The sequence below is a fragment of the Klebsiella sp. Shm-1 genome (assembly GCF_040804525.1).
GTDB classification, from domain to species: domain Bacteria; phylum Pseudomonadota; class Gammaproteobacteria; order Enterobacterales; family Enterobacteriaceae; genus Klebsiella; species Klebsiella pneumoniae.
Genome location: NZ_CP161823.1, coordinates 3,845,109 through 3,863,745, shown reverse-complemented (window position 1 = coordinate 3,863,745; position 18,637 = coordinate 3,845,109). Strand labels below are relative to the sequence as shown.

Below are 18,637 nucleotides of genomic sequence, written 5' to 3'. Positions count from 1 at the left end.
TCAGAACCAGGTCTCCATTTGCATACCGAACGACCATTCGCCGCCCGATTTGAATCCGTTGCTGCCTAACGCGTCATCGTTGGCGTAGTTGTCCAGTTTTTTGCTCCAGTCCATCCACGATGTATAGAAGCGGATCTCCGGCCGCGAGAAGAAGTCGCCGATGCTGCCCACCTTGAAGGTCGGGGCGAAGGTCAGCTTGTAGAAGCTGCCATTGACCGCATGGCGATCGTTGTAGCCTTCAGGCTGCAGATCCATGTACTGATAGCTGCCCTCCCAGGCGAGGGCGAAGTTCTGCGTCACTTCCTGAATCAGACGCAGGTTGAGGGTGGCCCACTGATAGCTGTCGCCATCGACATAACGATCTTTACTGCTCTGCGCCAGCACGGCCGGGGCAATAAACCAGCGATCGCTCAGCGGCGTGGTGCCATAGCTGGCGAAGCGCCAGGTATTGGCCCCCGGGCGCAGCGCGCCGTCGGAGCCGATGCCTTTAACCTCGGCGCCCAGCCCGTGGCCGTACAGCAGGGCCGTTTTGCTGGTCCCGTCGCGCAGGCCATAGAAGCTCTCATTGTGCAGGCCCAGCAGGGCATGAACCCCGGTGTTAGCGGCATCGCCTTTCACCAGATTGCCGTTCGCGTCCTGGCGGTCGTCATTATCTTTCGCCCGCATCCCGCTGACCATCATCTGCACCGGGCCGGCAAAGTTATTCATGCTGACGATATAGTTCTGCACGCTGTTGCTGCTGTCGGCGATATCGCCAAAGTTGCGGCCGTATAACGAGAAGTTGCTGCGCAGGCTGTCGTTCCATTTCACGTCGTAGATCCCGCCGCCGGTCCCGGCGAGGAACACCACATCCGAGTCAATCCAGTGGATGTCGAAGTTGTCGCGGTCAAAGCGTTTCCCGGCCCACAGGGTCGAGCCTTTGAACGGGCCTTCGAAGGTCGGCAGATTGCCCAGCTCGACGAACGCCTGGCGTACGTTCAGGTCGCTGCTGCTTGCCGTCCAGTCGTTATAGGTGGTCTGTCCGTCGGCCACCATCACTTTGAAACGGGTGGTCGCCCCGTTGTCCAGGGTCTGTTTATGTTCGAGGTTCATTTCCACATAGGTGTCGGCCTGGTTGCCCAGGCGACCAATGGCGCCGCCGGTCTCCCCGGCGGGGGTCATATAAGCGCCGGATTTGGTACTGGCGGCCGAGTCGTTCATGATCACCCCGGAACGCGCATAGCCGTGGAACTCAAAGCCGCCGGGCCGTTCGGCTTTTTCTTCCAGTTGAGTGGTGCGCCTGGCCACCTGCTGGGTGGTGGCCTGGGTTTGCTGCTGCTGCTGGGTTAACTGCTGAACTTTCTGCTCCGCTGAGGCGGCGCGGCTTTCGGCAGTGCTGGCGCGGGTCTCGGCGTCCTGCAGGCGTTTTTCCAGGGCGGCGAGACGCGCTTCAATGCTGTTCAGGTCTGTCTGCCCATGGGCGGCGGCGGTGCCGGTTAGCAAAGCAATAAGAATGGCTAACTTCCGTTTTTTATACATGTTGGTGACATCCAAAGGTAAATCAGTGAGTGTGCTAATGTTTGCTAAACCGGTTTAGTTGATATGTTAAACATGTCGGTAACGCGGTGAAAATAAAAATTGCTAAACCGGTTTAAGAATTGTGATGTCGCCAGCAAAGTGGGCCGTTAACCGGCCCAAGGGGATCACAGCGAGCGCTGAAGATCGTCCTTGTAGGGCAGGGCGGTCATGGCGCCTTTGGCGGTGGTGGCCAGCGCGCCGCAGGTTTGCGCCAGCGCGAGGTCGGGAGCCAGGGCTGCGAGGTTGTCCGGGATACCGTGGGCGGCGAGGCCGGCGAGTAGCCCGGCGACAAAGGCATCGCCGGCGCCGGTGGTATCGACGGCCACCACCGGGCGGGCAGGGAAGTGGCTAACCTGCCCGCGCAGGGCGGCCTGGACCCCCGCTTTACCCTGGGTCACCAGCAGTAGCGTCGGCTGGAAGCGGGCGTTCAGCCGGGCGATGCCGCTGACGATGTCGTCGCTGCCGCTGATAAACGCCAGCTCCTCTTCCGAAAGTTTTATGGCGTCGGCGAGGGCCAGCGCCCGGTCGAGACAGTCGCGAAGGTCCTGCGGATCCTGCCACAGGTCGCTGCGGATATTGGGGTCGAAGCTGACATAGCCCCCGGCGCGCTTTATCGCCTCCATCGCCGCGAATGTCGTGCTGCGGCTCGGCTCCGCGCTGAGAGCGATGGAGCAGACGTGCAGCCACTGACCGGCGGCAAACGGCGGGAGATCCTCGGGCTGAAGGAACAGGTCGGCGCTCGGACGGACCATAAAGGTAAAGGTGCGCTCCCCGTGGCTATCGAGATCGACCACCACCGTGGAGGTGCGCTGCGCCGCATCGAGGCGCATATAGTTCACATCCACTTGCTCCTGCGCCAGGGTGTGACACATAAAACGGCCGAAGGGATCGTCGCCGACGCGGCCGATAAACCCGCTGTCACCGCCGAGCCGCGCCACGCCGACCGCCACGTTGGCCGGCGCGCCGCCGGGGCATTGCAGCAGGCGGCCCTCTCCATCGGGCAGGAGATCGACGACCGCATCGCCGAGTACCCAGATTTTTCCATTCATACGACAAGCTCCTCTAAGCTAAACTTTACTAAACCGGTTTAGCTCATTAAAGCACAGCCCACCGGTAAGCGGAACGATTGGGTCACGAAACAGGGAGGCGAGGGTAAAAAATGTGAGCCAGGCGGAATATTTCGCCACTCCAGATCTGGACTTTTCCTTCCCCACCCGCTTAGGTATAGTTCACCAGGTCGCGGTTAGCCCCGCCGCGGTGGCCAAAGGTAAAGGAGTGCGTAGCGCGATGAACCCCAGTTTTGGCGATATTTACGATCGGTACCAGAAGCTGACGCTGACTACGCATCTGCCGGCGGTGATCGCCTGCAGTGAAACGCTGAGTTTGGGCAAAGACCAGGGCTTTATTCCGCAGCCGGGCTATCTCTACTTTCTGCTGCAGGGGCAAATGACATTGGCCTTTGGCGATGAGCAGAACCTGGTCGGGATTGTTATCGCGCATATGCCGTTAGGATTACTGGAACATTATTGTCCGTCGGTCGCGCTCTATTATCAGTGTCTGGGCGAGTGCCAGCTGGCGAAAATAACCGCCAGCGATTTTGAGCGAATATTCTTTCATTCGTCGCCGGGCTATATGCAAGAGCTGACCACGATCCTGGCCTATATGGGCATATTTGCCCTTGATGCCCACTATGAACGCGGCAGCCAGACCAGCTTTCAGACCATTAAATCGATGCTGTCGCGCTATTTATATCGCGGCGAAATTGATGGGGGTCAGCATGAGAGCCTGTCGGCATTTATTATTAAACGAACCAATCTCTCGCGCAGCTATGTGTACCAGGTGCTGGCCGCGCTGCGCGAGGGGGGATATATCACGGTGAAAAAAGGCAAGCTGATCTCCATCGACCGTCATATTCCTGAGAAATTCTGAATCCGATTCGGCAGATTCACGCCATCACGTTGCTATTACCGCCAGGGAAAGCGCTAAGCGCGCTTTTTCCCCCGGCCCCGTTACGCCTGAATCTGGCTGTTTTATTTATTTAACCTTGCACTCTGGAGCTATTTTATGACCCTGGACTATGTGGCGCTGGCCATTCTGATCGCCGTGGCCTTAATACTTTTTTATGGCGTGATTGTTATTCACGATATTCCTTATGAAATCGCCAAAGAGCGGCGTCATCCTCATCAGGATGCGATTCATTATGCCGGTTGGGTCAGCTTATTTACCCTCCACGCGCTGTGGCCCTTGTTATGGATCTGGGCGACGCTGTGGCGCGAAGACCGCGGATGGGGGATGCGCCACATTGCCGACGAGCAGCAGGCGCTGCATCAGCGTCTGGAAACGGTGGTCCAGCAGCTGGAACAGGTCCAGCGCGAGGTGGACGTTCTGAAAGCGAAGGAGGCAAAATAATGGAAACGTTAATGTTGCTGACCTACGCCGCGCTATGCATCGTGGTGTTTAAAGTTTTTCGCATCCCGCTCAATAAGTGGACCGTGCCGACGGCGGTGCTCGGCGGTATCGCCCTGATTGGCGCGGTGATCTTCGGGATGAACTACAACTTCCCTTATACCGACGTCGGTAACCAGGTGTTTCGCACCGTGCCGATTGTGTCGCAGGTACGCGGCCGGGTGCAGAGCGTACCGGTGAAGCCTAACCAGATGCTGCATAAGGGCGATGTGCTGTTTACCCTCGACCCGACGCCGTTCCAGGCGAAAGTGGACGATCTGCAGGCGCAGATAAAAGCAGCCAGTCAGGATGCGCTCTCCTTAAACGCGGCGTCAAGCCAGGCGCAGGCCGAGCTGAGCCGTGCGGTGGCCCAGCGCGACCAGTCGCGGCGGGAGTATGCCCGCTATCGGGAGGGCCATGCCCAGGGCGCCTTCTCCGATCAAATGGTTGATACCCGTCTGCAGACGTGGAAAGCCGATGAAGCCAGCGTCAGCGCGGCTCAGGCAAAGGTGGTTCAGGCGCGTAATGCGCTGGACTCGGTGGTGAAGGGCAAAAACACCACCGTGGCCTCCCTGCTGGCGCAGCTGCAAAAGGCGCAGTTTCAGCTGGAGAACACCGTCGTCCGCGCCCCGGAGGATGGCTATGTCAGTACCGTCGGCTTACGGCCGGGCACCATGTCCACTGCGCTGGGGATGATCCCGCTGATGACCTTTGTGCCGGTGGAGGGCGCCGCCTCGCGGGAGTACGTCGCGGCATTTCGCCAGAACGCCCTGCAGCGTCTGCACAAAGGCGAGCCCGCGGAGCTGATGTTTCCGGCTATCCCGGGCACCGTCTTTCGCGGAGAAGTGGCCGACGTGCTGCCGGCGATTGGCGAGAGCCAGTTCCAGGGGCAGGGCAAATTGCTGACCACAGACGCGCTCAATACCCATGGCCGGGCGCTGGTGGTGCTGAAGGTGACCGATCCGCGATTTGCCGAATACGCTCTGCCGCAGGGGGCTACCCTCGAGGCGGCGGTCTACTCGGATCATCTGAAAGAGCTGTCGCTGATCAGGAAGATCCTGATCCGTATGAAAAGCTGGGAAAACTATATCTATCTCGATCACTAAGCCGGCGGGCGCGGGGCGGACGAACCGCCCCGCGCCGCGGTCAGGCCTCGCTGTCCACCAGGCCGTCAATAATCACCTGCCGCACCCCCTGCGAACAGGGTTCAATACGCCCGCGCACCCCATAGACGGCCGCCAGAGTCTCGGGGGTGATGACCGCGGCCGGGGTGCCGTCGCCGAGCAGCTGGCCCGCCTTGAGCATCAGCACGTGGTCGGCGTGACGCAGGGCAATATTGATGTCGTGCACCACCACCAGGGTCACGATGTTGCGCCGCCGGGTCTCCCGGCGCACCAGATCCATCACGTGAAACTGGTAGTTGAGGTCAAGGGCGCTGAGCGGTTCGTCGAGCAGCAGCAGGCGCGGCTGGCGGATCAGCGACTGGGCGAGACCCACCAGCTGCTTTTGCCCGCCGGAGAGCTGATCGAGGTAGCTCATCGCCAGATGGGCAATCCCCAGCTGTCGCAGCAGCGCCATCACTTCCTCCTGGCGCTGCGGACTGTGGCGTCCTCCGGCGGCGCGCTGGGCAACGATTATCGACTCCAGCACATGCAGATGCACGCCGGCGGGTAGCGTCTGCGGAAGATAGACCACCTGCTCTGCGCGACGTGAGAACGGCTGCGTCAGCAGATTTTCCCCCTCCAGCAGCAGCTCGCCGCGGCAGGGGCCCAGACCCGCCATCGCCCGCATTAACGTTGATTTACCGCTGCCGTTTGGCCCCAGCAGCGCGGTGATTTTCCCTCGCGGCAGATGGGGAACCGTCAGGTTCTCGATCACCTTGCGTCTGGGGTAGCCGGCGCTGAAGTGAGACAGCGACAGCCCGGATAATGTCTGGTCGCTCATACCTGCCCCCGATGACGTAAAATGATGCTCAAAAAGAACGGGACCCCGACCAGGGAAGTGACGATCCCCACCGGAATAATGGCCCCGGGGATCAGGTTTTTCGAGGCGATGGAGGCCAGGGAGAGCACCAGGGCGCCGATCAGCGCGCTGGCGGGCAGGTAAAAGCGATGGTCTTCGCCGAAGAGCATCCGCGCAATATGCGGCGCCACCAGGCCGATAAAGCCGATTGGCCCGACAAAGGCCACCGAAAGCGCCGACAGAATGCTGATCCGCAGCAGCGTGGTCAGGCGCAGACGGCGAACGTTAATGCCAAAGCTGATGGCCCGGTCCTCGCCCAACCGCAGGGCGGTCAGCTTCCACGCGCTGCGCAGCGACAGGGGCATCACCAGCGCCAGGGCGACCAACAGGATGGCGACTTTGCTCCAGGAGGCGCGATCGATGCTGCCCATGGTCCAGAACACCAGCCCCTGCAGCGTGTCTTCGTTGGCGATGAACTGCAGCATCGAGACCAGAGCGTTAAAGGTAAAGACCAGCGCGATGCCGAACAGAATGACGCCGGAGGTGGCCACCTGGGTCCAGCGGGTGATGCCGTCCAGCAGCAGGGCAGCCAGCAGGGCGAAGATAAAGGCGTTGGCCGAGATAAACCACTGGCCGGGAATACCGGGCAGGCCAATACCGAGCACAATCGCCAGCGCGGCGCCAAACGCCGCAGCCGAGGAGACGCCGAGGGTAAACGGGCTGGCCAGCGGGTTATTGAGGATGGTCTGCATTTCGGCGCCGGCCAGTCCCAGCGCCAGACCGACGATAATCGCCATCACCGCATAGGGCAGACGGATATCCCAGACGATGGCGCGCGTGCCCGGATCGGCGCTGGCCGGATCGGTTAACGTCTGCCACAGGTTCTGCAGCGGCAGACCGGAGGGGCCGAGCATAAAATCGAGCAGCAGCGACGCGACAATCAACAGCGCCAGCAGGAGGATCAGCAGCAGACGGCGACGCACGATACGGCGATAATCATTCATCACGCCAGAGGTCCCGGCGGGCAGCCCGTCGAGCACGGAGTCGGAGGTTAAACGCATGCCGGATTACTCGCTCTGCTGCCAGGAGAAGACGAACGGCTGGTCCGGCAGGTCGGTGAAATGGCGCACGATATAATGGTACGTCTCATCCGGGTTGAGATCGCCGAAAGCCTGCGGGTAGATATCTTTCGCCAGGTATTCCATGCCGACAATATTCCACGGGTGGTTATAGAAGTGGTGATAAACGCCATAGGCCCGCTTTTCCTGTACCGCCGGGATCTGGCTGACCCCAGGTCGCGCCAGCAGCGTCTGCGCCTGGGCCTTCACCGCCTCTGGCTTAACCGCATAACCCAGGGGCAGCACCTGGCTGTTGCCGCGCTTCGAGCCGGTCATGATCCAGGCGTCGGGCTTCATGCTGATGATTTTCTCCAGCGAGACGAACCCGGAGGCGCCCGGCAGCAGCTGCGAACCGATATTGTTCGCCCCGACCGCCTCTACCAGCCCGCCCCAGCCGCTGTGGCCATGAGTAAAGCAGCAGGCGTCGCTGTTGCCGGCCAGCGCTTCCACGAAGACGTTGGCCTTCGGCGTGATGGCCGCGGTTTTCTGGCGAATCGTCTGCAGCTGCTGACGATAGTAATCGGTAAAGGCTTTGGCCTGGCTCTCGCGGTTAAGGACTTTGCCCAGCAGGTCGATGCTGGGGGCGGTATCTTTCGCCGGGTCGATCTCATAGTCGACAAACAGCACCGGAACGTGCAGGGCGCTGAGCTTGTCGATGACGCCGCTCTCCATCAGCGCTGGCCTGGCGCGCAGCTGGGCGATCATCAGATCCGGCTGACGGGCGATGACGCTTTCAAGATCGACGTTCCCTTTATCGCTGAAGCCCATGTCAAGGATCGTGGCCGACTGCGGCCACGTCGTTTTCAGCATCTGCCAGGTGGCAACATCCTGCTTTTTCGCCAGATTATTCCATGCCACCAGCCGTTTAAACGGATTGTCCCGGTCCAGCAGGGCGAGGGTCATAATGTCGCGACCATCCTGCAAAATAATACGCTGCGGCTCTTTGGCGAGGGTGACCTGCCGGCCGTCAAGGTCCGTGACCGTCAGGGGATATTGGGTTGCATAGCTGAGGAGGGGCGTCGCGAGCAGCGCAGTAAGTAACAGCGATCTTACTGATTTTCTTGCCATAAAATGAGTTCCGTTTGCCAATTTATAAATATAATGATTCTGAGAATTATTCTCGAGTAAACGTCAACGGCAAGTATATCAAGGGCAAATTTCATAAAATGTAACAAACATGTTGGAAATTATGCCAACGCCGACAGGGCGCGCGCGGCGGCAGCATTTTCTGCCAAGGCTGGAGGTCGAAGACGTTTTTCAGGCTAATTCCTAATGTCATCCCCGGTTCGTTGTGCCATCCTGAATGCGACTCATAACACGACACGTGAGAGAGGATATTATGAAAAAAGCAATGATTGCGTTATCGGCTATTCTGGTTGCGGCTCCGGTTTTTGCTGCGACAACACATGCAACAGATGATACCGTCGCGGCGGCGAATGCCAACGCCAACACCGCTAAAGAGAAGCTGCATCAGGCCCAGCACGAGGGCGAAGAGCAGCAGCTGAAGGCGAAACACGCCGCCGAAGGCAAGCAGGACAGCGTCGGCAGCCAGGTGAGCGAAGGCGCGCAGAAAACCTGGAACAAGACCAAAGAAGGCACCGAGAAGGGGTGGGATAAGACCAAAGAGGTCAGTGAAAAAGGCTGGAATGCCACCAAATCCGGTGCGGAAAAGGGCTGGGATAAAACCAAAACCGGCGCCGAAGAATTAAAAAATAAAGTGACTGAATAAGTCCTTTAACCTGTCTGAATAAAGGTCGCGAAAGCGGCCTTTTTTATTGTCCTTCCTCCCGCAGCCTGGCTGTTGCGCAGCACAGCAACTGCCGATGCCAGGAATCGTCCTGGTTAACCAGTTACTCACTCTTTCTTCACATTTGCCCGGTACAAAGGAGCTGAATCAGGAGGTGTACCATGAAAAAGATGATTTCTCTGGCAGTAATTTTATCCTGTGTGCTGAGCGTCCCGGCCTTTGCCGATGGCCCGAACGACGGCCATCGTCCGGGGCAACCCACGGTGTGGCAGAACGGTCCGGACCATGACGGGCATGCACCGCAGGGCGGACCTGACGCGCATCATCAGGGCGACCATGACCAGCGTGGCCCGGATCGCGACGGCCATGACAAACGCGATCTGGCACGTCATGAGCAGGACCATTTCGCCTGGCGCGGGAACGATTTCCGCAAAGGCCACCCGGCTCCGGCGCCGTTCCGTGGCGATGAATATCGCGTCCGCGACTGGAGCGACCGCGGCCTGCCGCCCCCGCCGGAAGGCCATCACTGGTCCTATATCGACGGTAACTATGTGCTGATCGCCGCGGCGACCGGGATCATCACCTCGATTCTGGTGAGCGGCGCCCTCGGCCACTAAATGCGCTGCTCCGCGACGCCGGGTCAGGAAAAGCCTGATCCGGCGATGGCGCACTCGCGGAAAGCTACGGATCCAGCGCAGCATCCGGCCAGTATTTATAACCATTGATCGTTGCCTGGGTGGACAGTTCTTTTTCGGTCAGATGATAAACGTTGACCTTCGAGGACAACGAGGCGGTATCTGACGCCACGCCGCTGGTGGAGGCGGCGATCGGCGCGCTGCAGCCCGCCAGCGCAACGATTGCGAGAAGGAAAAGCCTCTGTAATTGCCTGCCCGTTTATTTTATATAACGCTGGATGTGGCCGTGCAGGGTAGGGTAAATAACGGGAAATCATCAAAAAAATAAACTTTTATTTTTTAATTGCACTATTTTGATTATTCATTGCGCTGTGATGAGTGAATTATTAAATAAGATGCGTCCATTCCAGGTATTAGAAATGCTGCTTGCATAAACTTTTCATCGCGATACCGTGATAAGTCCTTAATTTATTTCCCGGAGAGCGGCATGAGTGATTATGTAATTCCAGAAATTAAAGCGACGGAAGCGGAAATGATTTCTATCCGTCATTATTTACATGCCAATCCGGAATTAAGTCTTGAAGAGTTTAATACCAGCGAACTGGTCGCCAGCAAGCTGACGGAATGGGGCTATCAGGTGACGCGCGGTCTCGGCAAGACCGGCGTGGTCGGCAGCCTGAGCAAAGGCGATTCTCCGCGCACCATCGGTTTACGCGCCGATATGGATGCCCTGCCGATCGAGGAAACCACCGGTTTACCCTGGGCCAGCACGGCGCCAGGAAAAATGCACGCCTGCGGCCATGACGGTCACACCACCATTCTGCTGGCGGCGGCGAAATATATCGCCTCGCCGGCCTGTCAGTTCAACGGCACGGTGCATCTGATTTTTCAGCCGGCGGAAGAGGCTATCGGCGGCGCGGATTTAATGATTAAAGACGGCCTGTTCGAGCAGTTCCCCTGCGAACGCATCTTTGGCTTGCACAACATGCCAGGCCTGCCTGTAGGCAAGCTGGGCTTCTACGCCGGCAACTTCATGGCCTCGGCGGACACCGTCAAAATCACGATTACCGGCTACGGCGGCCACGGCGCCCACCCCGAGCGCACCGTCGACCCGATCGTCGCCGGTGCGGCGCTGGTGATGGCCCTGCAGAGCATCGTGGCGCGCAACGTGCCGCCGGGGGAAACGGCAGTGGTCAGCGTCGGCACCTTCCAGGCCGGTATCGCCTCCAACGTCATTCCGGAGAGCGCGGTAATGGATCTGAGCGTGCGGGCGATGAAGCCGGAAATCCGCGACCTGCTGATCAAGCGTATTCACGAGCTCGCTGACTTTACCGCCAAAAGCTATGGCGCCAGCAGCGTAGTGGAGGTTTACGACTCCTATCCGGTATTAACCAACAGTCCTGAAGAGACCGATTTCGCCCGGGCGCTGGCGCTGGAGGTGTTTGGCCGCGAAGGGGTCCTGGAGTCGGTCTCGCCGATGAACGCCAGCGAGGATTTCGCTTTTATGCTGCGCGAACGCCCTGGCAGCTACTTCCTGCTCGGCAATGGCGAGAAAGGGGAGAAGGGCGGTTGCATGGTGCACAACCCCGGCTACGACTTTAACGATGACATTATCACCATCGGCGCGACGCTGTTCGCCCGTCTGGTGGAAAAACACTGTCGCTAATCTCTGGAGAAGAACGCGAATGAAAAAATCACTGTTGCTATGGCTGGCATTAATGGCGTCGACGTCGGCGCTGGCCGAAGGGGGAAAGGAGATCCGCTTCGGCGTTGACCCGACTTTCGCGCCGTTTGAATGGAAAGATCCGCAGGGCAAGCTGGCGGGGTTTGATATCGATTTAGGCAACGCCATTTGTCAGCAGCTGCAGGCGAAATGCGTGTGGGTGGAAAGCAATTTCGACGGCATTATCCCGGCGCTGAAGGCGCGTAAATTCGACGCGATCCTTTCCGGGATGTATATGACCGAGAAGCGCAAAGCGCAGATTGCCTTTAGCGACAAGTTGTATAACGGGCCGGTGTTCCTCGTGGCGCGTAAAAATACCCTGCAAGGCAATACGCCGGAACAGCTGAAGGGCAAAACCATCGGCGTGGAGCAGGGCTCGGCGCAGGAGACGTATGTTAACCAGCACTGGCGGCCGCAGGGGATAAACATTGTGGCCTACCAGGGGGCCGATAGCGTGGTGCGTGACCTGGAGTCGGGGCGCATCGACGGCGCGGTGCTCTCCGGGATGATGGCCGACTACAGCTTCCTGCAGCAGCCGCAGGGTAAAGAATTCGCCTTTGTCGGCGGCCATCTGCAGGACGATACGCTGTTTGGCGCCGGGGCGGCGATAGGTTTGCGTAAAGACGATGAGGCGCTGCGTCAGGAAATTAACGGCGCGATTGCGAAAATTCTTGCCGACGGCACCTATAAAAAATTAGCTGGCAAATATTTTAGCTTTGATGTTTATTCCGGGACATAATGTCAGAGTGTACCTGCGGGCGTGGAGCGCCCGCCGTAAGATTCCTTTTCTGATTATCCAATCGACCTCCTCTCCTGACCCCTATGGTTACCTGAGGGAAGCAGAATATAAGCTAAGGAGTACTCGGCATGATGACACGTCCTTTGGGCAAAACCGGATTTTCCATCGCCCCATTAGTCTTTGGCGGCAACGTCTTTGGCTGGACCATCGATGAAAAAACCAGTTTTGCTCTTCTTGATGCTTTCGTTGACCACGGTTTTGACGCTATCGATACGGCGGATGTTTATTCCCGCTGGGCGGAGGGCAACCAGGGCGGCGAATCTGAAACCATAATCGGCCGCTGGCTACAGGCGCGCCCCGGCATGCGTGATAAAGTCAAAATTTTCACCAAAGTCGGCTCCGATCTCGGCCTCCCCGGCCATAAAGGGCTCAGCAAAGCCTGGATCCAACAGGCGGTTGACGACTCTCTGCGTCGCCTGAATACCGATTATATCGACCTCTACTTCTCCCACTGGCCGGATCCGCAAACCCCGGTGGCGGAAACGCTGGAGGCCTTCCACAGCCTGCAGCAGGCCGGAAAAATCCGCGCGATGGGGGCCTCTAACCTCGATGCGATGCAGCTGGCGGGGGCGCTGGAGGTGGCGCGTAAGGGCGGCTTGCCTGCGTGGCAGGTGCTGCAGCCGGAATATAACCTCTACCACCGCTCTGCGTTTGAAGGTGCGCTGTGCGATCTCTGCGTCAGCCGCGATATCGGGGTGGTGACCTACTACAGCCTGGCCTCGGGGTTCTTAACCGGAAAGTACCGCCAGCCGTCGGATCTGACACAGAGCCAGCGCGGAAGCGGGATTGGTAAGTACCTGAATCCGCGCGGGATGCGGATTATCGATACCCTGGCGGCGGTCGCGGACGAGCAGGGCGCGAAGCCGGCTGAGGTGGCCCTGGCGTGGCTGATCGGCCGCGAAGGGGTGACCGCGCCGATCGCCAGTGCCACCAGCGTGGCTCAGGTGGAGAGTTTTGCCCGCGCGGCGGCGCTGAGCCTGAGCGCGGAGCAAGTGGCGCGGCTGGACGGCGCCAGCGCCTGAGGCAATCCCTCTTCCCGGCGGGGAGAGGGGGGAAGGCTAAACATGACGCGGACCGTAGGCCGGGTAAGGCGCCAGCCGCCACCCGGCAAAATAACGGCGCAACCGGAAATGTCCCTGTTCGCGCTGCGCTTAGCAGGGCTACAGCTTCTATGTTACTTCCGGGCCGATTGCGCTCCCGGTTAATTGTCTGCGTTATGGCAGTCATGGTGCAGGGAGCGCACAGGAGGCGGCCAGTCGCCGCCGCCCCCTGTACCCCCGGGCTCCGGCCAGCAACATCGCCGCTGCGCAGTGCCTTCGACTTATCCCTGCAGGCTTCGGGTCGGGCCGAGGCAGCGTCCGTGCAAAACACGGCCCTCAGCCCGCATCCATGCGGGCTGCCCCGGCCTTCCGGGAACGTCTCAGCGATGTTGAGGCCGCAACACCGGCAGTTTCAGTCGCACAAGTGGGTAAGTTAACGGCTGGCTGCAACGGACCGTAGGTCGGGTAAGGCGCCAGCCGCCACCCGGCAATAAAGCGGCTCCGTGCCTGATGGCATCGCCCGGTGGCGCTGCGCTTACCGGGCCTACGAGGTGTGATCCTGTGAGAGGCTCCTGTAGGCCGGGTAAGGCGCAGCCGCCACCCGGCGAAATGACGGGTGCGGTGCCTGAAAGCGTGCCCGGCGGCGCCCTACTATTCCTGATGGCGGGTGACGTTGAGGATCTTCGCGCTGGCGCCGACCGGAAAATTGCTGAGGGCGCCGAAATCGCTGCCCTGATAGCCCATGATCTTGCCGTCAGTGCGCATCTGCTGCAGATCGATGAGGATCACCCCCAGCGTGGGAATGATTTTCTCCCGCCAGACGAACAGATAGAGATCCTCAGCCACCTGCACGTAATGGCAGCGATCGACATCCGCCAGCCCCTTTTCCACGCCGTCCAGACACTGCCAGGCGTAAAAATTATCGTTGAGATAGATGTGCTCATAGCGCTCGGTCGGGCTATAGGTGTACTGATTGCGCATGCCAATGAGCGCATCGGTAAAGTCCGGCAGCGGCCCCGGCTGGGCATCCAGGCGGGCGAAGACGAAACGGGCCTCAACCGCGGTCAGCGGCAACCCTTGTTCTACCCGGCTGAAGGCGTCCAGCCGCGCGGCGGCTTCGTCCGGCAGCTGGCCGTATACCAGCGTGGCATTGCGCTGCGTCAGGTTGCATACCGCGCTAATGCTGGCGTTATCCCGCTCCGGGTCAAGGAAGTCGATAAACAGAATGTCCGGGCGCAGGGCGGTTGCCCGCCAGGGGGCGCGCTTGCCGTTCCAGCTTAGCGTCTGCTCATCTTCGATAACCAGCTGCTGCGGCTCGCTCCCGGCGACATAAAAGGTAAAGTTTTCGCCTGCGGGCAGGCTGGCGGTAGCCAGCAGGTTACCGTGCGGCGCAAAACCATCGGCCAGCGCGCCGACCTGGATAAATACGGCTTCTGAAGTCATAGGGGCTCCTGAACAGAGTAGGGCGTTAGGCAAACGCCAGAGTGGGAACATCGACGATACTGGCCCCGCCGTCGGCGACCAGCGTAGCGCCGCTGATGATAGCGGCCTGCGGAGAGCAGAGAAACTGACAGGCCTGGGCTATCTCCTCGGGGCTGGCGGGGCGGCGCAGCGGAACGTCGCGGCACACCCGCTGATAAGCCTCAGTCAGCGACAGCCCTTCCGCCTGCATCAGCGGGTGCATCTCTTCATCCGCCATCGGCGTCGTGACCCAGCCGGGACAGATGGCGTTAGCGCGTACCCCCTGGGGGCCATAATCGCGGGCGACGGAGCGCATCAGGCCGATTAAAGCGTGTTTGGCGGTGACGTAGCCGCAGGCCTGCGGCCCGGCGGCCAGAGAGGCGATGGAGGCGACAAACAGCACATTGCCGCGGCGGGCAATCAGCGAAGGCAGACAGGCGCGAACGCTGGCGAAGGCGCTGGTGAGATTGCCGTCCAGCGCCTCGCGCCACTGGCGGTCGCTGGTCTCGGCGGCGGGGCTGTTGCCCATCCCGCCGGCGCTGCAGATGAGGACATCAATCCCGCCGGTCTGGTCGAGGATGGCCGGCAGCAGCCGCTGGCACCACACCTCGCCGTCGGCGGCATCGCCCACCAGCGCCGTGGCGCCGGTCTCATTGGCGACAGCCTGCAGCGGCGCTTCGCGCCGTCCGGTAATAAACACCCGTTCGCCCGCGGCGCGCATCAGCCGCGCGCAGGCGGCGCCAATTCCGGTTCCACCGCCGGTAATTACCACGACTCTCGCCATCCGCACTCTCCTGTAATGGGGTTTCCGATTACCTTAAAAAGCGCGTCAGGTCCCGGCTATCGCCCGGAAGAACGATAGCCGTGGTGGTTAATGGATCTCGCTCACAGGGATCGCCTGCGGCGCAGGCACCGGCTTCATGGTGGCGGGGTCGACTGCCAGATAGCGCCCGGTTTTGCTGTCGATGCCGACGTAGTCGATCATCTTGCCCTGTGCCCGGGTGACCATGGTGCGCTTAGCAAATGCCTCGTAGGCCTCGCTCATGGCTTTGACCCGATCGGGATGTTCGGCCGCGACATCATGCGTCTCCAGCGGGTCGTCGTGCAGATTAAATAGCTGCCACGGCGCGTCGCCGGCGGTGAGGCCGCGCGGCACCAGCCGTCGCAGCTTCCATTCGCCATCGACCCAGGCCGCCTGATGATGCAGTTCAACCCCGTAGTTGCCGCGCGGCGGCTCCTGTACTTCGCCGGTGAGATAGCGCTTAAAGCTGACGCCGATCATCGGCAACACCGGCTTCTTCGCCAGCGACTTGTTCGGATCGATGCCGGCGAACTCATATAGCGTCGGCGCCACGTCATACACCGCCATCGTCGAGGCGTCGATTTTACCGTGGCGGGTGATCCCGGGACCGGAGATCATAAAGTCGGTATTGATGCCGCCCTGGGCGCTGGTGGTTTTGTGATAATTGGCGTAGGGGGCGTTGCTGACGTTGGCCCAGTGGGGGCCGTAGGAGACAAATGATCCTTTGCGGCCGACGTTGTCATAGCTGTTATCGAACTGCTTCCAGAATTCCGGGGTAGATTCGTAGTAGAAACCCTGCGCCGGGTTGGCGCCGTTATCGGTTAAAAAGACCAGCAGGGTATTTTTATCGCGCCCGGTTTGTTTCAGCGTCTCCATCAGGGTGCCGATTTGCGCGTCCATATTGGCGATCATCGCCGCATATACCTGCATCACTTTTGCCGTATATTTCTGCTGCTCTGGCGTTAGTGCCTCCCACTCTTTATCCAGCTCCAGATGCGGCAGCGGGGTATCGTCATGGATAATTCCCAGCGCTTTCAGGCGGGCGATGCGCTGGCGATAGACCTCGGCGTAACCCTGCTCATACTGGCCTTTGAAGCGCTTAATCCACTCGTCCGGCGCCTGCAGGGGATCATGAGGGGCGGTGAAGGCCAGCCAGGCGAAGACCGGCTGTTCCTTCGGCGTCGCTTTAATCCAGCTGTTCATCTGGCGGGCGTAGGCTTCGCTGGAGTAAAAATCATCCGGTAGGGAGACGCGCTCGCCGTCGCGGGTGTAGTAGGTGTGGAAGGCTTCAACGGTCCCCAGCGGTATCGCGTCGTTAAAGTGGCTGGTGCCGCCGCCCATAAAGGCGAAGGCGTGATTAAAGCCGCGATCTTTCGGCGTGGCGCCGGGAACAAAACCGAGGTGCCATTTACCGGCCATCAGGGTGTTATACCCCGCGTCTTTAAAGCGCTCGGCCATGGTGGTGACGCGGTCGGTCAGCCGCAGCTCGTAGCCCTCCTTGCCAATGGTGCTGTCGTACCACCACATGCCGCCCATCCCAGCCTGCTGGTTACTGTTGCCGGTGAGCAGCATTGAGCGCGCCGGGGCCGACATCGGCGAGGTGTAATACTGGCTCATGCGCATTCCCTGCTCGGCCATCGCCTGCAGGTTGGGGGTGGGGATCTCGCCGCCAAAGGGGCTGATGTCCGAGTAGCCCATATCATCGGCGATAATCACGATGACGTTTGGACGCTCCTGCTGCGCGGCGTGCGCGCCACCGGCGAGGATCATGCTGACCGCCGCGGCCATGGCTTTTTTGTTCACGACTGACTCTCCTGTTCAGAGGGGGATATCATCAGGGTAAGGCGCTACGCAGTATGCGCAGTCCCAACAAACGCGGCCCGCCAGGCCTTCAGGCCATTCAGGTCGCGGGAAAAGGGGCGTACTGGCGCGAGGATGTCGCTAAAGAAGCGGTAGTAGCCGCCGCAGAGGCGGTTGTTGCCTGCGGCGTTGAGATGCGCCGGGCAGCCGCCCTGGCAGACCATTTTTACCGAGCAAGTCTGGCATTCGCGGCGCAGACTTTTCTGCTGACCGAACGGCAGTTGCACCGAGGCGTCGACCGCGGCGGCGAGCGTCTGCTCATCGAGGCGGCCCAGCCGATGTTCGGCGTTGATCAGGTGGTCGCAGGCGTAGAGCTGTCCGTCGGGCTCCATCACCAGGTTGCTGCCGCAGCGGGCGCTGTGCACGCAGCTGCCGCTGGTATGAGTGAAATACTGCGCCCACGCCTGTTCGATATTGATAACGAACACCCGCCCCCTATCGCAGCGCTTCCGCCACTGTCGCCAGATGCCGACCATAAAACGTCCCCAGTTATCGGCGCTGAGCTGGTATCCTTCGCGCAGGGCCGCGCCTTCGCTCATCAGCGGCTGAAACTGCAGATAGCGCGCGCCGAGGCTGACCAGCCGGTCATAAATCGCCGCCGCGTGGGCCGCCATCTCGTTATGCACCACCACCAGCAGATTAAAGTCCACCTGATGCTGATGGAGCAGGTCAATGCCGCGCAGCGCCGCCGACCAGGTCGACCGGCCGCGTTTATCCGGACGATGGTAGTCCTGCAGCGCTTCGTTGCCTTCGAGGCTCAACCCGATAATAAAGCCATGTTCGCGGAACAGTCGGCACCATGGGTCGTTGATCAGCGTCCCGTTGGTCTGCAGGCTGTTGCTGATAGTCACGCCGTCGGGGGCATAGCGCGCCTGCAGGGCGAGCGCTTTTTTGTAGAAGCTCAGGCCGGCCAGCAGCGGCTCGCCCCCCTGCCAGACAAAGTTGATTTCCCGCGCGCCGGCGGGCTGGGCGGCAATATAGCGGCGGATAAACTGCTCCAGCCGCGCGTCATCCATCTTGTTGACCGGCGTTTCGTCCTGCGGGTAATAGCAATAGCGGCAGGCGAGATTGCAGGCGGGGCCAATCGGCTTCATCAGAATATGAAACGGCACCGGCGAGCGCGGCTCAGCGGCCAGCGGAATTTGCTGCTGGCGCAGGGCGGCGATATTCAGCATCGGCTTATCCTCGGTTAATGACCGGTACTGTTGATATTATTTTGGCAACAGCGGGTCAGGCGTAATCACATGATTAAGCCGCGGCGAAAATTAATTGCATCCTGATAAGGGTATAAGTGAAAAAAAACAAAAATCCATCGTTCTTTAGGATGAGAATCACGCGTCGGGAATAGGGTTTTTTTATCACCAGGGGCAGGTACGCCGGGTGTTAATCTTATTTGTTTATGTTTTAACGCCGCTATCGTAAAGCATGGCCGGGGTGTTTTTTAAATGCTTTATATAACAATGTATTGCTGAAAATTTTGTAACGGCT

At 59.9% G+C, this 18,637-nt stretch carries 19 protein-coding genes; 9 read left to right on the top strand and 10 right to left on the bottom strand.

Annotated elements, in window-relative coordinates:
• Both AB1E37_RS19005 and AB1E37_RS19000 read right to left on the bottom strand, forming a co-directional pair.
• Nucleotides 1-1,518, bottom strand: a complete 1,518-nt coding sequence (locus AB1E37_RS19005) for a carbohydrate porin (protein ID WP_004147437.1) — start codon at nt 1,516-1,518, stop codon at nt 1-3.
• A 164-nt stretch (nt 1,519-1,682) separates the two neighbouring features.
• Nucleotides 1,683-2,606 carry an aminoimidazole riboside kinase gene (locus AB1E37_RS19000; protein WP_004223408.1) on the bottom strand — a complete coding sequence of 308 codons (924 nt, stop codon included), beginning with the start codon at nt 2,604-2,606 and terminating at the stop codon, nt 1,683-1,685.
• Nucleotides 2,607-2,844: 238 nt separating this feature from the next.
• Between AB1E37_RS19000 and AB1E37_RS18995 the strand changes: the two genes are divergently transcribed.
• The 3 genes from AB1E37_RS18995 to AB1E37_RS18985 all read left to right on the top strand — a co-directional run bounded on the left by AB1E37_RS18995 (nt 2,845) and on the right by AB1E37_RS18985 (nt 5,108).
• A complete protein-coding gene (locus tag AB1E37_RS18995) occupies nt 2,845-3,486 on the top strand; it encodes a helix-turn-helix domain-containing protein (protein WP_004151802.1) in 642 nt (213 codons plus the stop codon).
• A gap of 135 nt (nt 3,487-3,621) precedes the next feature.
• Nucleotides 3,622-3,966 carry a DUF3302 domain-containing protein gene (locus AB1E37_RS18990; protein ID WP_002892695.1) on the top strand — a complete coding sequence of 115 codons (345 nt, stop codon included), beginning with the start codon at nt 3,622-3,624 and terminating at the stop codon, nt 3,964-3,966.
• Complete coding sequence (locus AB1E37_RS18985; RefSeq protein WP_032447388.1) at nt 3,966-5,108, top strand: HlyD family secretion protein; 1,143 nt, start codon at nt 3,966-3,968, stop codon at nt 5,106-5,108. The genes AB1E37_RS18990 and AB1E37_RS18985 overlap by 1 nt, the downstream gene beginning before the upstream one ends.
• A gap of 40 nt (nt 5,109-5,148) precedes the next feature.
• On the opposite strand, the gene AB1E37_RS18980 is transcribed toward AB1E37_RS18985, so the two are convergent.
• Genes AB1E37_RS18980 through AB1E37_RS18970 form a run of 3 tightly spaced genes read right to left on the bottom strand, consistent with a single transcriptional unit; the run spans nt 5,149 to nt 8,150 of the window.
• Nucleotides 5,149-5,946 (bottom strand): ABC transporter ATP-binding protein, encoded by a 798-nt coding sequence (locus AB1E37_RS18980; protein ID WP_002892698.1) that lies wholly within the window; start codon nt 5,944-5,946, stop codon nt 5,149-5,151.
• The gene (locus AB1E37_RS18975) at nt 5,943-6,971 is read right to left on the bottom strand and encodes an iron ABC transporter permease (RefSeq protein WP_072159394.1); all 1,029 of its coding nucleotides are present in this window, start codon (nt 6,969-6,971) and stop codon (nt 5,943-5,945) included. The genes AB1E37_RS18980 and AB1E37_RS18975 overlap by 4 nt, the downstream gene beginning before the upstream one ends.
• Before the next feature lie 60 nt (nt 6,972-7,031).
• Nucleotides 7,032-8,150, bottom strand: a complete 1,119-nt coding sequence (locus AB1E37_RS18970; RefSeq protein ID WP_029602944.1) for an ABC transporter substrate-binding protein — start codon at nt 8,148-8,150, stop codon at nt 7,032-7,034.
• A 271-nt stretch (nt 8,151-8,421) separates the two neighbouring features.
• Here AB1E37_RS18970 and AB1E37_RS18965 point away from each other — a divergent pair, with 271 nt between their 5' ends.
• Together AB1E37_RS18965 and AB1E37_RS18960 are read left to right on the top strand one after the other, a co-directional pair.
• Entirely contained in the window at nt 8,422-8,811 is a 390-nt protein-coding gene (locus AB1E37_RS18965; protein WP_002892699.1) for a hypothetical protein, read from the top strand.
• A 179-nt stretch (nt 8,812-8,990) separates the two neighbouring features.
• The gene (locus AB1E37_RS18960; RefSeq protein WP_002892701.1) at nt 8,991-9,446 is read left to right on the top strand and encodes an RcnB family protein; all 456 of its coding nucleotides are present in this window, start codon (nt 8,991-8,993) and stop codon (nt 9,444-9,446) included.
• 64 nt (nt 9,447-9,510) lie between these two features.
• On the opposite strand, the gene AB1E37_RS18955 is transcribed toward AB1E37_RS18960, so the two are convergent.
• Nucleotides 9,511-9,636 (bottom strand): hypothetical protein, encoded by a 126-nt coding sequence (locus AB1E37_RS18955; RefSeq protein ID WP_002892703.1) that lies wholly within the window; start codon nt 9,634-9,636, stop codon nt 9,511-9,513.
• Between AB1E37_RS18955 and AB1E37_RS18950 the strand changes: the two genes are divergently transcribed.
• The 4 genes from AB1E37_RS18950 to AB1E37_RS18935 all read left to right on the top strand — a co-directional run bounded on the left by AB1E37_RS18950 (nt 9,599) and on the right by AB1E37_RS18935 (nt 13,008).
• Nucleotides 9,599-9,736, top strand: coding sequence for a hypothetical protein (locus AB1E37_RS18950; RefSeq protein ID WP_020316933.1), 138 nt, complete (start codon nt 9,599-9,601; stop codon nt 9,734-9,736). The two genes, AB1E37_RS18955 and AB1E37_RS18950, sit on opposite strands and share 38 nt — an antisense overlap.
• 215 nt (nt 9,737-9,951) lie before the next feature.
• Entirely contained in the window at nt 9,952-11,130 is a 1,179-nt protein-coding gene (locus tag AB1E37_RS18945) for a M20 aminoacylase family protein (protein ID WP_032447389.1), read from the top strand.
• Nucleotides 11,131-11,149: 19 nt separating this feature from the next.
• Entirely contained in the window at nt 11,150-11,926 is a 777-nt protein-coding gene (locus AB1E37_RS18940) for an ABC transporter substrate-binding protein (RefSeq protein ID WP_002892707.1), read from the top strand.
• Between the two features lie 128 nt (nt 11,927-12,054).
• Complete coding sequence (locus tag AB1E37_RS18935) at nt 12,055-13,008, top strand: aldo/keto reductase (protein WP_004147443.1); 954 nt, start codon at nt 12,055-12,057, stop codon at nt 13,006-13,008.
• 669 nt (nt 13,009-13,677) lie between these two features.
• Here AB1E37_RS18935 and AB1E37_RS18930 read toward each other — a convergent pair.
• The 4 genes from AB1E37_RS18930 to AB1E37_RS18915 form a co-directional block, all read right to left on the bottom strand.
• Nucleotides 13,678-14,469 carry a MoaF C-terminal domain-containing protein gene (locus AB1E37_RS18930; RefSeq protein ID WP_032447390.1) on the bottom strand — a complete coding sequence of 264 codons (792 nt, stop codon included), beginning with the start codon at nt 14,467-14,469 and terminating at the stop codon, nt 13,678-13,680.
• A gap of 25 nt (nt 14,470-14,494) precedes the next feature.
• Entirely contained in the window at nt 14,495-15,271 is a 777-nt protein-coding gene (locus AB1E37_RS18925; protein ID WP_032421087.1) for an SDR family NAD(P)-dependent oxidoreductase, read from the bottom strand.
• Nucleotides 15,272-15,358: 87 nt separating this feature from the next.
• A complete protein-coding gene (locus tag AB1E37_RS18920) occupies nt 15,359-17,092 on the bottom strand; it encodes an arylsulfatase (RefSeq protein WP_004223434.1) in 1,734 nt (577 codons plus the stop codon).
• Between the two features lie 44 nt (nt 17,093-17,136).
• Nucleotides 17,137-18,324, bottom strand: coding sequence for an anaerobic sulfatase maturase (locus tag AB1E37_RS18915; protein ID WP_002892766.1), 1,188 nt, complete (start codon nt 18,322-18,324; stop codon nt 17,137-17,139).
• Between the last annotated feature and the right edge of the window lie 313 nt (nt 18,325-18,637).

Excerpts from the sequence above, each read along its gene's own strand:
- AB1E37_RS19005 (WP_004147437.1), bottom strand. The coding sequence starts at position 1,518 with ATGTATAAAAAACGGAAGTTAGCCATTCTTATTGCTTTGCTAACCGGC.
- AB1E37_RS19000 (WP_004223408.1), bottom strand. The coding sequence starts at position 2,606 with ATGAATGGAAAAATCTGGGTACTCGGCGATGCGGTCGTCGATCTCCTG.
- AB1E37_RS18940 (WP_002892707.1), top strand. The coding sequence starts at position 11,150 with ATGAAAAAATCACTGTTGCTATGGCTGGCATTAATGGCGTCGACGTCG.
- AB1E37_RS18980 (WP_002892698.1), bottom strand. The coding sequence starts at position 5,946 with ATGAGCGACCAGACATTATCCGGGCTGTCGCTGTCTCACTTCAGCGCC.
- AB1E37_RS18945 (WP_032447389.1), top strand. The coding sequence starts at position 9,952 with ATGAGTGATTATGTAATTCCAGAAATTAAAGCGACGGAAGCGGAAATG.
- AB1E37_RS18960 (WP_002892701.1), top strand. The coding sequence starts at position 8,991 with ATGAAAAAGATGATTTCTCTGGCAGTAATTTTATCCTGTGTGCTGAGC.
- AB1E37_RS18965 (WP_002892699.1), top strand. The coding sequence starts at position 8,422 with ATGAAAAAAGCAATGATTGCGTTATCGGCTATTCTGGTTGCGGCTCCG.
- AB1E37_RS18925 (WP_032421087.1), bottom strand. The coding sequence starts at position 15,271 with ATGGCGAGAGTCGTGGTAATTACCGGCGGTGGAACCGGAATTGGCGCC.
- AB1E37_RS18915 (WP_002892766.1), bottom strand. The coding sequence starts at position 18,324 with ATGCTGAATATCGCCGCCCTGCGCCAGCAGCAAATTCCGCTGGCCGCT.
- AB1E37_RS18970 (WP_029602944.1), bottom strand. The coding sequence starts at position 8,150 with ATGGCAAGAAAATCAGTAAGATCGCTGTTACTTACTGCGCTGCTCGCG.
- AB1E37_RS18990 (WP_002892695.1), top strand. The coding sequence starts at position 3,622 with ATGACCCTGGACTATGTGGCGCTGGCCATTCTGATCGCCGTGGCCTTA.
- AB1E37_RS18985 (WP_032447388.1), top strand. The coding sequence starts at position 3,966 with ATGGAAACGTTAATGTTGCTGACCTACGCCGCGCTATGCATCGTGGTG.
- AB1E37_RS18995 (WP_004151802.1), top strand. The coding sequence starts at position 2,845 with ATGAACCCCAGTTTTGGCGATATTTACGATCGGTACCAGAAGCTGACG.
- AB1E37_RS18935 (WP_004147443.1), top strand. The coding sequence starts at position 12,055 with ATGATGACACGTCCTTTGGGCAAAACCGGATTTTCCATCGCCCCATTA.
- AB1E37_RS18930 (WP_032447390.1), bottom strand. The coding sequence starts at position 14,469 with ATGACTTCAGAAGCCGTATTTATCCAGGTCGGCGCGCTGGCCGATGGT.